The 15,551-nt window shown below is 34.2% G+C and carries 14 protein-coding genes; 8 read left to right on the forward strand and 6 right to left on the reverse strand.

The features are described from left to right. Positions 1-68: 68 nt before the first annotated feature. The 6 genes from HQN62_RS14515 to HQN62_RS14540 form a co-directional block, all read right to left on the reverse strand. Entirely contained in the window at positions 69-1,424 is a 1,356-nt protein-coding gene (locus tag HQN62_RS14515) for a sensor histidine kinase (protein WP_173504921.1), read from the reverse strand. A gap of 125 nt (positions 1,425-1,549) precedes the next feature. Further along, positions 1,550-4,867 carry a sensor histidine kinase gene (locus tag HQN62_RS14520; protein ID WP_173504922.1) on the reverse strand — a complete coding sequence of 1,106 codons (3,318 nt, stop codon included), beginning with the start codon at positions 4,865-4,867 and terminating at the stop codon, positions 1,550-1,552. A gap of 406 nt (positions 4,868-5,273) precedes the next feature. Then, complete coding sequence (locus HQN62_RS14525; RefSeq protein WP_173504923.1) at positions 5,274-5,675, reverse strand: c-type cytochrome; 402 nt, start codon at positions 5,673-5,675, stop codon at positions 5,274-5,276. Positions 5,676-5,816: 141 nt separating this feature from the next. Next, entirely contained in the window at positions 5,817-7,703 is a 1,887-nt protein-coding gene (locus HQN62_RS14530) for a M1 family metallopeptidase (RefSeq protein WP_173504924.1), read from the reverse strand. A gap of 525 nt (positions 7,704-8,228) precedes the next feature. Next, complete coding sequence (locus tag HQN62_RS14535; RefSeq protein WP_116797733.1) at positions 8,229-9,809, reverse strand: NADP-dependent glyceraldehyde-3-phosphate dehydrogenase; 1,581 nt, start codon at positions 9,807-9,809, stop codon at positions 8,229-8,231. A gap of 76 nt (positions 9,810-9,885) precedes the next feature. Continuing rightward, positions 9,886-10,191: a rhodanese-like domain-containing protein gene (locus HQN62_RS14540; protein ID WP_173505585.1), complete on the reverse strand. Its 306-nt coding sequence runs from the start codon at positions 10,189-10,191 to the stop codon at positions 9,886-9,888. 280 nt (positions 10,192-10,471) lie between these two features. Between HQN62_RS14540 and HQN62_RS14545 the strand changes: the two genes are divergently transcribed. The 8 genes from HQN62_RS14545 to HQN62_RS14580 all read left to right on the forward strand — a co-directional run bounded on the left by HQN62_RS14545 (position 10,472) and on the right by HQN62_RS14580 (position 15,523). Continuing rightward, positions 10,472-11,098: a Crp/Fnr family transcriptional regulator gene (locus HQN62_RS14545; RefSeq protein ID WP_173504925.1), complete on the forward strand. Its 627-nt coding sequence runs from the start codon at positions 10,472-10,474 to the stop codon at positions 11,096-11,098. A 170-nt stretch (positions 11,099-11,268) separates the two neighbouring features. Beyond that, entirely contained in the window at positions 11,269-12,057 is a 789-nt protein-coding gene (locus HQN62_RS14550) for a sulfite exporter TauE/SafE family protein (RefSeq protein WP_173504926.1), read from the forward strand. 195 nt (positions 12,058-12,252) lie between these two features. After that, positions 12,253-13,665 carry an MBL fold metallo-hydrolase gene (locus HQN62_RS14555; RefSeq protein WP_173504927.1) on the forward strand — a complete coding sequence of 471 codons (1,413 nt, stop codon included), beginning with the start codon at positions 12,253-12,255 and terminating at the stop codon, positions 13,663-13,665. A gap of 62 nt (positions 13,666-13,727) precedes the next feature. Beyond that, positions 13,728-13,931, forward strand: coding sequence for a YgaP family membrane protein (locus HQN62_RS14560; RefSeq protein ID WP_116797728.1), 204 nt, complete (start codon positions 13,728-13,730; stop codon positions 13,929-13,931). Between the two features lies 1 nt (position 13,932). After that, a complete protein-coding gene (locus tag HQN62_RS14565; protein WP_173504928.1) occupies positions 13,933-14,766 on the forward strand; it encodes a methyltransferase domain-containing protein in 834 nt (277 codons plus the stop codon). A gap of 57 nt (positions 14,767-14,823) precedes the next feature. After that, positions 14,824-15,012 carry a hypothetical protein gene (locus tag HQN62_RS14570; protein ID WP_173504929.1) on the forward strand — a complete coding sequence of 63 codons (189 nt, stop codon included), beginning with the start codon at positions 14,824-14,826 and terminating at the stop codon, positions 15,010-15,012. 11 nt (positions 15,013-15,023) lie between these two features. Beyond that, complete coding sequence (trxA, locus tag HQN62_RS14575) at positions 15,024-15,326, forward strand: thioredoxin (RefSeq protein ID WP_173504930.1); 303 nt, start codon at positions 15,024-15,026, stop codon at positions 15,324-15,326. Then, a complete protein-coding gene (locus tag HQN62_RS14580) occupies positions 15,323-15,523 on the forward strand; it encodes a DUF6132 family protein (RefSeq protein ID WP_116797724.1) in 201 nt (66 codons plus the stop codon). Before trxA ends, HQN62_RS14580 begins: the two co-directional genes overlap by 4 nt. Positions 15,524-15,551 lie beyond the last annotated feature (28 nt).

A 15,551-nucleotide genomic window follows, 5' to 3' on the forward strand; every position in this document is an offset into this window, starting at 1 on the left:
AACCCATAATCACTAACTATCAATCATTTAAGCACCATTAAATTTACAAATTTTATTATTTGAATATTTTACTTTTCTTCCATTGGAAGAAAAATTGTAAAGACAGTATAGTCATTTTCTCGACTATCAACAGTAATTCTACCACCATGCGCCTTAACAATAATATCATAACTCAGTGACAAACCTAAACCGGTTCCTTCCCCTGTTGGTTTGGTGGTAAAGAACGGTTGCATTATTTTATCTTTGATAGCTTTTGGAATTCCTATACCATTGTCTTTTACTGTTATCTCAATTCCTTTATCTTTTAGTACTGTCTTCACACTAACCATTGGTTTGTAGGTTTCTCCTGATTTCTTCTGCATTTGCTGTGTAGCATAGAAAGCATTTGTGAATAAATTCAGTAATACACGGCCAATTTCTTGTGTTAACACATTTATTTTAGGTAGGTTTTCATCGAAATCAGTAACTAGGTCAGCATTAAAACTTTTGTCTTTGGCTCGAAGTCCATGATAAGCAAGCCGCAGGTATTCATCGGCAAGTTTATTGATGTTTGTGGGTTCTTTTACATTATTCCCTATTCGGCTATGCTGCAACATTCCTTTTACAATACTATCAGCACGTTTGCCATGAAAATTGATTTTTTCTAAGTTTTTTTTGATGTCGCCAGCTATATTTTTTACTTCTTCAAAATCTCCTTTTTCAATTTCTTCATTCATTTCATCCAGAAGTTCACTACTCACTTCGCTAAAATTATTGACAAAGTTTAATGGGTTCTGGATTTCATGGGCAATACCTGCGGTGAGTTCACCAAGCGATGCCATTTTTTCAGATTGTATCAATTGTACTTGCGTAGTTTTGAGTTTATCAAGTGCCTTTTGCAATTTTTCTTTTTGACCAAGGATTTCAGCTGTACGCTCTGCTACTTGTTTTTCTAATTTTTCTTTTAAAATTTCAGACTGTTGAAACTCTTTTTCAAACTCAATGGCTTTTAACTGTTCTTTTTCCATTTCTTTTCGTTGTTTTCTGGTAATGAAAAACATGGCAAAAAACCAAACGATTGAAAAAAAGATTGCCGTATCAAAATAATTATTCCATTCATCATGAAAAGGAGAATTGATCAACTCAATACAATCTTCTATAAAATTTACAACTACAAAAGGTAATATGGAATAAATAAAAGACTTAACAGATTTAAATTCTTTTTGAGTAAGGCAAAAGTAGATTAGAGAAAATAACATTGCATGTGCTATCCAAGCAGTAATACCTTTCTGGGAATCTAAAATAAGTTGCGCAATCATAAGCGCAATCGAGAACCAAAAACCTATTGCCAAATATTTATCTATTTTCGGTAATAAAATTTTACTTTGCAATGCTCTTCGCAAATGACTAAAAACGATTAGTAATAGGATATAATCAAAGTTCATATTTAGTTTTTTTTTTAAGTTTCTAAGAAGCTAAGTCTCTAAGATTCTAAGTGTGTGTTTTTAGTGACTCAGAATCTTAGTTTATTAGCAACTTAGCATCTATTCAGTCTCCAATAATCTAAAAATCAAACAGGTAATGTTATAATAAAAGTGGCTCCACTGCCTTCTTCCGTTTCCACATTGATAGTGCCTCCATGTCCTTTCACAACAATATCATAGCTCAATGACAATCCCAAACCGGTTCCCTCCCCAGCAGGTTTTGTGGTAAAAAATGGTTGCATTATTTTATCTTTAATTGCATTTGGAATTCCTGTACCATTATCTTTTACCGTAATTTCGATAAAATTTCCTTTTTGAACTGTTGTCACACATAAAACTGGTTTGTATTCTTGCGTCGTCATTTTTTGTTTTTGGTGTGTGGAATAGAAAGCATTGGTAAACAAATTGAGTAAAACCCGACCTATATCCTGCGGAATTACATCAACCTTTGGAAGTTTTGCATCAAAATGAGTTTCAATTTCAGTATTGAAGCTTTTGTCTTTTGCTCGTAAACCATGATAAGCCAGTCTTAAATATTCATCGGCAAGTGCATTAATATCCGTCACTTCTTTTTGTCCCGAACTAACGCGGGAATGCTGTAACATCCCCTTTACAATTCCGTCGGCACGTTTGCCATGAAAGATTATTTTTTCTAAATTTTGTTTGAGGTCGATTGCTATTGTTTTGGCTTCCTCCGTTTCGCCTTTATCCATTTCATCATTCATTTCGTCAATCAGTTCCAAACTAACTTCGGAAAAATTATTGACAAAGTTCAATGGATTCTGGATCTCATGGGCAATCCCAGCAGTAAGCTCCCCAAGCGAAGCCATTTTTTCGGATTGAATGAGTTGAAGTTGGGTGGTTTTTAGTGTATTAAAGGCCTTTTCGATTTCACGAGCATGGGCAAGTTCTTTCTCTTTAGCCAAAGCATGCTCTTTTTCAAGAATTCTTTTTCGTTGGAAGCGGTCTATCAAAAATACAACTAACATAAAGAATACACCATATAACGCATACGCCCACCAAGTACGCCACCAAGGTGGAGTAATACTAAAGGCCACCGAGTCTCCTATTTTGTTCCAAACACCATTACTATTCGCCCCTTTTACTTTAAAAATATAGTTTCCTGGGGGCAGATCATAATAATAAGCCGTGCGAACATTCCCTACTTCACGCCAATTGTTATCATAATTCTCCAATTTATAGCTGAATTTATTTCTGCTAGGGTTAGCATAATGTATTCCTGTATAATTGACGGAAATACTGTTTTGATTGTACTTTAGAATAAAATCTTTGGGTAATGATCCTTTATATTTTTGAATAGAATCACTGCCATAATACATTGAAATATCACCAATTTTAAAATCGGTAATATATACTTTCGGTGGGGTTGAGTTTTTAGATACATTATTTGGATTAAAAACAGTGATACCATTACTACCACCAAAAAACATAAGGCCTCCAGATGTTTTAAGGCATGATCCATCGGCAAAAAGACGCCCTTGTATACCTTCTTCCATCGAAAAATTATTAAATTGTTTTTCTTCAATACTGAATCTGCTGATTCCATCAAAAGTACTAAGCCAAAGTGCTTTGTTTTTTTCGTCTGACAAAATACCTTGGACACCCATAGAGGGCAAACCATCTTTGGTACTATATGTTATAATTTTTCCTGTTTTGATATTGTATCTGCTAAGACCACCACCCCAAGTCCCAACCCAAACTATTCCTTCTTTATCAACGTAAAGCGAATTGATGTCTTGCGATTTTAAAACATCACCTTTCTTCTTATCAAATGCATGTCTTACTATTTTATCGGTATCATAATTATATAGAAATAATCCATTATTGGAAAGTAACCATATTCCCTGACCAGGGCTCTCATAAATATTGGCTACATCATTACTGTTATTACCAGATCCAAACGTCTTTGACAAATCAAAATGAATAAATACATGGCTATTTTTAGCTTTTAAAAAAACACCATTAACCGTGCAATACCATTGATTTCCCCTACTATCATTAAATAGACTGTAAATATGAAGCTTATACATTCTAGGATCCAGAATAGCTTTTTTACAAGTCTTTGTACTTGTATTAAAAAGAAAAAAACCAAGGTTCGTTTGGAAGAGAATTTCATCGGGAGAATTTAAACCAATACCAAAAAACCAAATTACCCCTGATTGTATTTTCGAAATCGGATAAGGTGTTACAGAATTGGTAACAGGATCAAAAAAATTAAAACCCCCATCGTTAGTCATCCAAATTTTACCATCCCCACTTTCAAATATTTTATTGACCCAGCCTTGAGTAATGGATTTTTTTTCATTTTTTTTATAGACATAGGATTTCAACACAACTCGATTAGTATATCTAAGTAATCCCTGAGCTTCTGTTCCGATCCAAAGATTATCGAAAGAATCCAAATGGAGACAAGTAAGAACATTTTTTGTCAATCTTTGATTTTGATCTTCATTCAACACTTCAAATTGCTCTTTTTTCAGATCAAAATATATTAAACCATAAGTAGTACCTAACCAGATATTCCCTTTTGAATCAAACTCTATTTCAGTAATAAAAAAATCATTATTCTTAATGAATGGTGCTTTAAAAGGATAGGATTTCACTTTACCTGTATTGGGATTCCAGACACTCAGAACTGAATAGACTTCACTACTTGAACTCATCCAGACATTCCCTTTATCATCGCATTTAATTGTGCTATAGTATTGATTACTCAGATACTCGGGTATTGGCCACTTCGCTTTATGAATATTTTTATTTTTGTCAATCCTAAAAAAACCATTATCCGCAAATACCCAGATATTGTCCAAATGGTCTGTAGCAGCTTTATAAACATTTTTTATTTCTTGATCATTGGGTGAATCAAAACGTTTGAGTGCATTACTTTTTTCATCTTTATAGAAAAGAGCATGAGTAGATTTTAAACCAACAAAAGAATCCACTCCAAAATAAATCCGCCCTCTCGAATCCCCATTTATAGTCATTATAGAGGGTTGTGAACCCAAAGGAAAATCCGTTAGCTTTAAAAAATCATAGTTTTTGAATGTTTTTGTAACGGGATTATATTCACTGAGTAGCTCTGTGCAGCCAATCCAAATATGGCCATCCTGAGCTTCAAAAAGTTTTTTGGTTAAAATGCTGCCCATTTTTTTGGGATCTTTGGGATCTACATCATAATGTTTAAATTCATATCCATCATATTGCACAAGTCCATTACTGGTTGTTATCCAGACTATCCCTTGCTTGTCAGTGATAATATCGGTGATAAAAGTGCCTCCCAAATCAGGATAAGCAGTGAAATTACTGGAAATAAGTTGTGCGGAAACTGAGGAATAAAATACCTGAAAACTGACTAATAAGATGATAAAAAAGTGCTTTTTCATAATCCAGCTATTTTTATTAATTTGTTTGAGTACAACCTCACTTACTAAATCTTCTTAGGCCTCTTTTTTCGATTATCAACATCTTTGCTTATTATGGCATAAGCCTAAGACATTCGAAAACCGATATTTTGCAGGATAGATTGGGTACCAAAAAATAAAAAAACTTAACTAAATCTATATCAACAGATTAAACGTCTTAAAATTACATAAAAATTAACAAACTTATTACTCCATTTTCAATTTTAAATGCAAACACGCTTATAAAGAGGAATTTCAGTACAGTACAAAAAATTAGATTATTGAATCAAATGAGTTCCATTTAATCCACAAAAAAAACCGTCACCTCTTAAGTATAAGTGGCGGCGGTTTCCCTTAAAAAAAAATTTATTTCTTTACTAATTCAAAACTATTTTTTTTCTAATTCTCGTATATAGTTGACCAATTTCCATCGTTGGTCGTCTGTTAAAAGTTCAAAGTAAGTAGCCATTGGAGCTTTCCCGTTGGTTATCTTCCAAAAAATAGCACCATCGGGTTGGTTTTTTACATTCAGAGCTAAAAAATTCGCAGGATGGGGTTGCAAAGTAAGTCCTGCTTCTCCATTTCCTTGTCCTTTTACACCATGGCATAATACACACATCTGATTGAATATTTCTTTTCCTTCATCGGTTGCCTTCTGATTTCCTACAAATGGATTTTTCAATGAGTTAGAATATTCTGGTGCAACCCAGCTTATTTCTTGCGCAATACATTTTGTCCCTGACACAATTAGTAAAGCTAATACTACGAAAATTTTGAATGCTACTTTCATGGCTTTGTGCTATTAAATTATACGTCAAATTTAAGAAAACGTTGTAGCAATAAAGCTGACATTTATCATGAAATCAGCACTTTTTTAAGTAAAAAGCAGAATAATTAGAAAAAATTAATAAATATCAGATATAATCAAAATTTACTGATTATTCCATAAATTATTTAACGGAGTAGCATCCATAAATATACCATTATCAATAGAAATTGATTTTATTGTTTTATTTGATTTTAAAGAAATTACTGTATTTTTTTGATTCGCTTGCCAAATGGCAGGGTTTTGATGTAAAACCTCTTTTGTATCATCCTTATACACAACAACAACATCAAAAGGAATGGCAAAACCACCTACATTTTTAACCCAAATTGTATTTTTTGAATTACCATTTTCCACTTTTTCAATCATTAAATCAATGTAGTTATTGGTAAAAAACCAATTGTTGAAAAACCAATTTAAATTTTTACCTGAACTAGTATTTATACAGTTGAAAAAGTCCCAAGGAATTGGATGTTTCCCATTCCATGTATCCATATAAAAATGCAGTGATTTTTTAAATTGCTCGTCTCCAAGCATGTCTTTCAAGGCCAGATAAGAAAGGGAAGCTTTACCGTATGAATTATTGCCGTAACCTGCATCCGATACTTGAGTTGACATCGAAATTATAGGCTGATCCTCCTCTGTTGAAGAATCATTGATGTAATAATTGACTCTGAACTCCTTATAAAATTTATCAGCTGCCTCTTTACCATGTTCAGCTATACCAATCAAATATTCAAAAGTAGTAGCCCAACCTTCGTCCATAAAAGCATATCGGGTTTCGTTTATTCCCATATAAAAAGGAAAATAGGTATGCGCGATTTCATGATCCTGAACCAATTGTGCAAAAACGGCATCTCCCGTTTGAGAATCATTAACCATCATAGGATACTCCATATCGGCAAATCCCTGAAAAGCGGTCATCTTAGAGAACGGATACGGCACACCAGGCCAATTATTGGAGAACCAAGACAACGCATAATTGTTATTTTTAACAGAGTTTATAAAATCGGTTCCTTTTACTAAATCATAAGCGGCTTGAGTACTGGTTCTACGATTGGTTTTGGTATCTACGATAACACTTCCGGCATCCCATACATAATGATTGCTTAAAGCAAAACAAACATCGGTAATGTTGTTAGCCTGAAATTTCCAGCTGTTCCAATCTTTCTGTTGAGTTACACGTCCTTCACTCATTTCTTTGTCATTGGCTACATGTATTACCTCATCTGTTGTGTATGATTTTTTTAAACGGGCAGCAAACTCAGGTTGCAAAACTTCGTCTGGGTTCAATAAATCACCTGTTCCATAAACAACATAATTTTTGGGTGCTTTTACCGTATAGGTATAGTCATTAAAGTCATTATAAAACTCTTGACGGTCAGTATGGGGCAATCTATCCCATCTATTGTAATCATCAAAAACAGATACTCTAGGATAGCTGTAAGCAACATAAAAAGTAGTTTCGTCAATTTGTCCCTCTCTACCGCTTTCTTTAGACAAAGGGTAATTCCATTCAATTTCAAGAGTTGCTTTGGATTTTGGAAGAATAGGCTTTTTCATCTTTACATTACCTACCGTTCCCCATTTTCTGGCATCTTCCTTATAAACTTCTCCATTTATTTTTAAAGAAGTAATCGTTAGTCCATTTGATAAAAAATCATCACTTACATTACCACTTCTGGGAGAAGACGGTTTGTGCAAATTATTTACAAAACGTATTGGCATATTCTTCAAAGTGTCCGTACTGTTATTTTCATACACAATAGTTTCTATTCCGCTTACTATTTTGGTAGTGGCGTCTACCGTAATATCCATGGTGTATTTACCGTGATTCTGCCAATAGTTTTTGCCAGGCAAACCATCCATAGAGCGGGTTCCTTTTGCATAAGCATCTTTGATGTTTCTAGGCATATAAAGTTCTTGTGCAAAACCGCTTTGCGCAAGAAATAGAAATGCTAATAATAATTTTAAGAAGGTTGGTTTTTTCATTTTTAGATTTTTGGTTTTGATGATTATTACAAATAATAACCAATAAGTCTAAAAATAAAGATTTTTGTAACAAATTTTTAAAGATTTTTTACCTCATTCGCCATTACAAATGATAAAACGCTTTTATCAAAAAGTTTATCAGTAAATACAAAATAGTAGCTACTAAAGCAAATGCTATAATAAAAGTGATAATATTAATTACAATATTAGGAATAAAGCTCAGTTTGGCATGCATATAATAAGGTTCACTATGCAAACGTTCATGAATACTTTTGGCTGCTATTTTTATTTTTCTTTTGATGGCAATTATTTTTAAAAATTTATAAGCAAGAGTTAAACTGCAGTTATCCAATAATCCACATTAAAAAATAGCATGTGTCTATTTATACAAATATAAACAATTTAAAGCCAAATTTTATAGACCATTATAAAACAAACAATTACAATAACACCATTCTCTTTTACGCTAAAAAAAAACGCCTCATTCCAAAAAATGAGACGCTTTTTAAATTGTATAAAAATTGATTACAAAATATAATCGGTATTGATGAAATTAGATTCTTTGCTATTCAACAATTCCTGCAAAATTTCATTGTTGTAGGCATTGTCTTTTGAAGCCACAAAAGTTCTAATTGAAAATGAACGTAAAGCATCATGAATACTCAATGTCCCAAAAGCGGAATCTTTTCTTCCTGTAAATGGAAAAACGTCTGGACCTCTCTGGCAGGAACTGTTCAAGTTTACTCTACAAACCAAATTCACCAAAGTATCGATAAGCGGCGCAATGGTTTTAATATTTTTACCGAACAAACTCACTTGTTGACCATAATTAGATTCGGCCATATCGTTTAATGGTTCTTGGATATCTTTGAAAGTCAAAACAGGTACCACTGGACCAAATTGTTCTTCATGATACACTCTCATCTCTTTATTTATAGGAAACAAAATGGCTGGGAATATAAAATTATCCGTGTGTTTCCCTCCTTTTGCATTAATCACTTTTGCACCTTTACTGGTAGCATCATCAATCAATTCCTGGATATAAGCCGGTTTTTCAGTTTCTGGAAGTGGAGTCAATGACACTCCTTTTTCCCAAGGATTTCCAAAAGCAAGAGCATCTACTTTTTCGGCAAAACGTTTGTTGAATTCAGCAGCTATATTTTCGTGTACATATATAATTTTCAATGCAGTACATCTTTGACCATTAAAAGATAAAGTTCCTGCAATACATTCTTGAATTGTCAAGTCCAAATCGGCATCCGGTAGAATAATCGCTGGATTCTTCGCTTCTAAACCTAATACCAAACGCAATCTGTTTTTGTTTGGATGTTGGTCTTGCAAAGCAATCGCCGATTTACTATTTCCAATCAAGGCCAAAATATCGATTTTTCCAGATTTCATTATTGGCGAAGCGATTTCACGCCCTCTACCATAAACAATGCTGATTACTCCTTTTGGGAAACTGCTTCTGAAAGCTTCCAACAATGGAGAAATTAATAGAACTCCATGTTTTGCCGGTTTGAAAATTACGGGATTCCCCATAATCAAAGCAGGAATAAGCAATGTAAAAGTTTCATTCAATGGATAATTGTACGGTCCAAGGCACAGCACCACTCCAATAGGTCCTCTACGCACCATCGCATTTATACCTTGCACTTTAGAAAAATGAGCCGAACGACTGTTCAATTCTTTATAGCTTTCGATAGTGTCTATAATATACTCTACCGTTCTGTCAAATTCTTTTTCGGAGTCACCAAGTGTTTTTCCAATTTCCCACATCAAAAGTTTTACCACTTCGGTACGGGTTTCTTTCATTTGGGCAACAAACTTTTCCATACACTTAATACGGTCAACAACTTTCATCGTTGGCCATAAACCTTGTCCGTTATTGAAAGCAGCTTTTGCAGACTCTGCCACTTCTAGCGCTTCTGCTTCTCCCATATAAGGAATTGAACCTAATAGAGTTGGTTCATATTTTTCGGTTGAAGAAATTGTAGAATAAACTTCAGTTGTTTTTCCTGTCCATTTTTTCAATTTTCCATTTACCAAATAAGTATCTTGAATAAGTGGTGCTGTAATTTGAAATTCTTGAGGTATTGTATTCATTCTGTGGTTATTTTGGTTGTTTTTTTAATAGATTTAAAAAAGAGGCTGAAGCCTCTTTTTTGTATTGTTTGTGATATTATACTATATCACCATTCCATTCTATGATACCACCAAGTAAATTATAGGCATTTTCTATCCCTAACTCGTTCATGATTTCACATGCTTTTGCACTTCTCATTCCTGAGCGGCAGTATACATAATAATTTTTGCTTTTATCCAACGCTGCAATAGCATCTATAAATTCCTGTCCTTTATGAATATCGATATTAATAGAACCTTCAATTATACCTTGATCGCATTCGTCTTCAGTTCTTACATCTAATATTACTGCATTTTCATCGGCTTCAAATTGAGAAACCCATTGCTCTTGTGTCAAATTCATAATATTTATTTTTTCGTAAAAATACAAGATTTTCCTCAAACAATACACCCCTTTTTTGTGAATTAATCAATAAACTAAAGAAAACGTTTTCGTAAAAATCAATATTCAACAAATGCAAACATCTGTTATTTATAGTTTAAAATCAGGACTTAATTATCCGATTCTTTTCTGTATTTCATAATTTATTACAGCTACTTCCCTTTTCATTTATCAAAGACTTCTCCTTTTTTATTACTTTTACAGTATTGGAATTAAAACTCATTTCAAAATAAAAATAAAAATGCCAGAGCAGCTCAAAAAAACATTCCCATCCTTTTCAAAAGAACTGATTCAAGATATAAAAGCAACTGAAATTATCAAAAATTTCAATTCGGGTGAAGTCATCATGCGTACTGGACAATATATCAAAAACACAATTCTGGTAACCAAGGGAACCATCAAAGTCTATCGTGAAGATGACGATGGTGGTGAATTTTTTATGTATTATTTACAGCCCGGACAAGCCTGTGCCTTATCTATGGTTTGTGCAGCTAAGAATGAAAAAAGCCAAATTATGGCTAAAGTGGTTGATGATGCCGAAGTAGTTATGGTTCCGTTGTCGCTTATGGACAAATGGATGATGCAGCATCGGTCTTGGTATGAATTTGTCATTGGCACTTATCGAAATCGTTTTGAAGAAGTACTGGAAGTTATAGACAGTATTGCATTTAGAGCTATGGATGAACGTCTGGAGTTTTACCTTAAACGACAGGTTGAAGCTTGTGGTTGCAAAGAACTTAAACTTTCCCATCAAGAAATCGGTTCTGATTTGAATACTTCCAGAGAAGTTATTTCGAGACTGCTCAAGAAAATGGAACAAAGAGGCTTGGTGGTTTTACATCGCAATCAGATTGAGATTTTGATGTAGTTGTCAGTCTTCTGTTATGAGTTATCTGTTATGAGTTATCTGAAAACCGATAACTGAAAACCGATAACCGATAACCGATAACTGAAAACTGAAAACTTTTTAAAAAGTGACAAAAGTTACAGTTTACAAAAAATAGTCTTCGCATCTTTGCTCCAAACAAAATATAAAACATGGAATACTTCGGTTATTTGGCATCTGTCATAATAGGTCTCTCTTTAGGTTTAATAGGCGGTGGAGGTTCTATTTTGACTATTCCCATATTGGTTTATTTATTCAAAATAGACCCAAAATTGGCCACTAGTTACTCTTTATTTATCGTCGGAATTACGGCTTTGTCCGGATGTTACACTCATTACCGAATGGGAAATCTCAAAATCAAATCGGCAATGTATTTTGCAGTTCCTTCTGTATTTTCAATATTGGTTATCCGAGAAGTAATCATTTTAAAGATTCCCAATATCATTTTTACGATAAATGATTTTCAGGTCACCAAGAACTTTCTGATTATGATCATTTTTGCAGTATTAATGATGGCGGCCTCATTTTCTATGATTAATAAAACTAATTCTCAAATACAATCTACTGGTACCAATTATCTGCAATTGGCAATAATTGGTTCTGTAGTTGGAATTGTAACTGGTTTTTTAGGTGCTGGCGGAGGATTTTTAATTATTCCTGCTCTTTTATTTTTTGCCAATTTACCCATGAAACAGGCTGTTGGAACTTCATTATTAATTATTTTTGTTAATTCCTCCATTGGTTTTATTGGCGATTTATATATTGGCACACCCATCGATTATCCTTTCTTATTAACTATTTCAGGCATGGCTTTTATCGGAATGATTATTGGCACACAATTGTCTAAAAAAATAGACGGCGACAAACTAAAACCCATTTTCGGTTGGTTTATTTTGGTAATGGGAATTTATATTTTTGTTAAGGAATTTTTTGCTATTTAGAATATTCAAAGCTACTAAGCCGATGAGATTCTAAGTTGCTGAGATTAAAAAAAGAAATATTCATCAAAATCTTAGAAACTTAGTGGCTTAGAATCTCAGTCACTCATTAAATTAAACTTACGTTAAAGTAATTTTTGTCACAGATAGTATCATAAAACAGAAGTAACTTTGTATCACATTAAAAATAAAAACACAATGCAAATAGAACAAATATATACAGGTTGTCTGGCACAAGGCGCATATTACATCACTTCCAATGGTGAAGCGGCCATAATTGACCCGCTGAGAGAAACACAACCTTATTTGGATCGAATCGAACGTGACGGAGTCAAGCTGAAGTATATTTTTGAAACCCATTTCCATGCCGATTTTGTTTCGGGACATTTGGATTTAAGCAAAGAAACAGGAGCTCCAATCGTTTATGGACCAACAGCCCAACCAGAATTTAAAGCCACCGTTGCGAAAGACAGCCAACTATTTGAAATAGGAAATATCAAAATAAAAGTACTGCATACTCCTGGTCACACCATGGAAAGTTCCACCTATTTATTAATAGACGAAAACGGAAAAGATTATGCTATTTTCTCCGGTGACACTTTGTTTATTGGTGATGTGGGAAGACCTGATCTTGCCCAAAAAGCAGCTTCGATGACACAGGAACAATTGGCTGGATTATTATATCATTCGTTAAGAGACAAAGTGATGACGTTGGCAGATGATGTCATTGTTTATCCTGCTCATGGTGCGGGTAGTGCCTGTGGCAAAAACATGAGCAAGGAAACTGTTTCTACCATCGGTAACCAAAAAGCAACCAATTATGCTTTGAGAGCCAATATGACCGAAACTGAATTCATCAAAGAAGTGACCGATGGACTACTGCCTCCCCCAGCCTATTTTGGAATGAATGTGGCTATGAATAAAAAAGGATATGCCAGTTTTGAAAATGTATTGGATCTAGGTATGAAAGGTTTATCCGCTAATGAATTTGAAACAATCGCAGAGGAAACGGGTGCTTTAATTTTAGACACAAGAAACAACGGCGATTTTGCAAAAGGCTTCATTCCGCAATCCATAAACATCGGAATCAATGGTGATTTTGCTCCTTGGGTGGGCGCTTTGATTGCCAATGTAAAACAGCCTATCATATTAGTGACCGAATTAGGACGAGAAAAAGAAACTGTGACACGTTTGAGCCGTGTGGGTTTTGACAATTTAGTGGGACATTTAGAAGGTGGTTTTGAGGCGTGGAAAAAAGCGGGCAAAGAAATTGATACCGTAAACCGAATCACTCCAGACCAATTCAAAGCGCAAGTGAAAATTGGCGAAAGCAAAATCATCGACATCCGTAAACAAAGTGAATACAGCGCTGAACATATCGAAGAAGCTTTCAGCAAACCGCTGTCAAACATCAACGATTGGATAAAAGACATTGACCCTAAAGAGCATTTCTTTATGCATTGCGCTGGTGGTTACCGCAGCATGATTGCAGCATCGATTTTGCAAGCCCGTGGTTTTAGAAATTTCAGTGAAATAGAGGGTGGATTTAACGCTATCGCCAAAACCGATATTCCAAGAACTGATTTTGTGTGCCAAAGTAAAATTCAATAGCAATTTCAATAGCAATGGCAATTTTAAAAAATACAATTCATTAACCAATAAATACTTTTATCATGAAAAAAAATATGGGTGCTACAGACAAGTTGATTCGTTCGATAATTGGAATTATCATTGCAATATTATACTATGCCGGTATTATAACTGGTACACTAGCCATTGTTTTATTAGCTTTTGCCATCATCTTTTTACTAACCAGCTTCATTAGTTTTTGCCCATTGTACACACTTTTAGGCATAAACACCAATAAAAAACAATAATATGGAAGAACTACAATGCTGCGTGGTGTCCTGTGAAAAACCTTTGGATAAAGTCTATTGGGACAACCAATATCAATCCAATACAACTGGTTGGGATTTGGGAGAAGTATCCCCTCCCATAAAAAGTTATATTGATACTTTAGAAGACAAAGCCATTCAAATTTTAATCCCTGGTTGTGGAAATACCTATGAAGCGGAATATCTTCTGGAACAGGGTTTTACAAACGTTACCGTAATTGACATTGCTCCAACATTAATAGAAAATCTAAAAACCAAATTCAAGAATAATTCCAATATCAATATCGTATTGGGAGACTTTTTTGAACATCAAGGTGAATATGATCTAATCATCGAACAGACATTCTTTTGTGCTTTGCCTCCTATAATGCGTCAAAAATACGTCTGGAAAATGCATCAGCTTTTGGCCAACAAAGGAAAAATTTCGGGATTATTATTCAACCGAACATTTGAAAGTGGCCCTCCTTTTGGCGGAAGCCAAGAAGAATATAATTTGCTTTTTCAACAGGCTTTTAATTTTCTAAAAATGGAAGTTTGCCAAAATTCTGCCACGCCGAGAGCTGGTTCCGAATTGTTTATCGAATTGCAAAAAAACAGTGAAGTGCTAGTCAATTTATACCCATTTGAAGGAATCACCTGCAATGGTTGCAAGAATACAGTTTCCGAGAAATTCTCGGCACTTGAAAGCGTTTTAAACGTAAGCATGAGCAGTAATTTTGCAGAAGTATTAATTGTAAGCAAAGTTGAAGTTGCATTGGAAATATTGCAAAAAGAAATCGCTTATGATGAAAAATATAAAATTAAACAAAAATTATAAAAATTTCCTCCAGCTGAAGCAGGAAGCAACTCAAATAAACTTTCTTAAACACAAAAAATGAAAGATTTACTATTTACCAACTGGCATATTATGCGAATTTTTCGATTGGCTTTTGCCGTATTTTTATTCGCACAAGCTTATTATACGAACGAATGGTTCTTCATCGCCTTCGGGTTATTTTTCTTTATTCAGGCTATTTTTAATACGGGTTGCGGACCAAAAGGCTGCACAATTCCTAAAAAATAAATACATAAAAAATGAGTACTTTCAACGATATCATTCAATCCGAAAAACCAGTCTTGGTTGATTTTTTTGCCACTTGGTGTGGGCCTTGCCAAACATTGGCTCCCATTCTGAAACAAGTAAAAGACAATTTAGGTGACCGTATATCCATCATCAAAATTGACGTCGATAAAAACCAGCAAATCGCTTCGCAATATCAAGTTCGAGGCGTTCCTACGATGATTCTTTTTCAAAACGGAAAACAATTGTGGAGACAATCTGGAGTTCTAAGCACCTCCGATTTAATCAAGGTTATTGTAGAAAAAAGTAACTCATGAACCGAAAAGCAATTATCATAACAAGCATCGGAATTGTCGTTGGGGCTATTTCCGGTTATTTATATTATCACTTTGTGGGTTGTGCTTCGGGCAGTTGCGCTATAACCTCAAAACCTGTAAACTCCACTCTTTATGGCAGTTTACTAGGGGGATTGTTGTTTAATATGTTTGTGAAAGAAGAGAAAAAGCAGAAATAAAACGTTAACTGCTAAATTAGAACGCAGG

Origin of the sequence: Flavobacterium sp. M31R6, from assembly GCF_013284035.1 — a bacterium.
In the GTDB taxonomy this organism is placed as follows: domain Bacteria; phylum Bacteroidota; class Bacteroidia; order Flavobacteriales; family Flavobacteriaceae; genus Flavobacterium.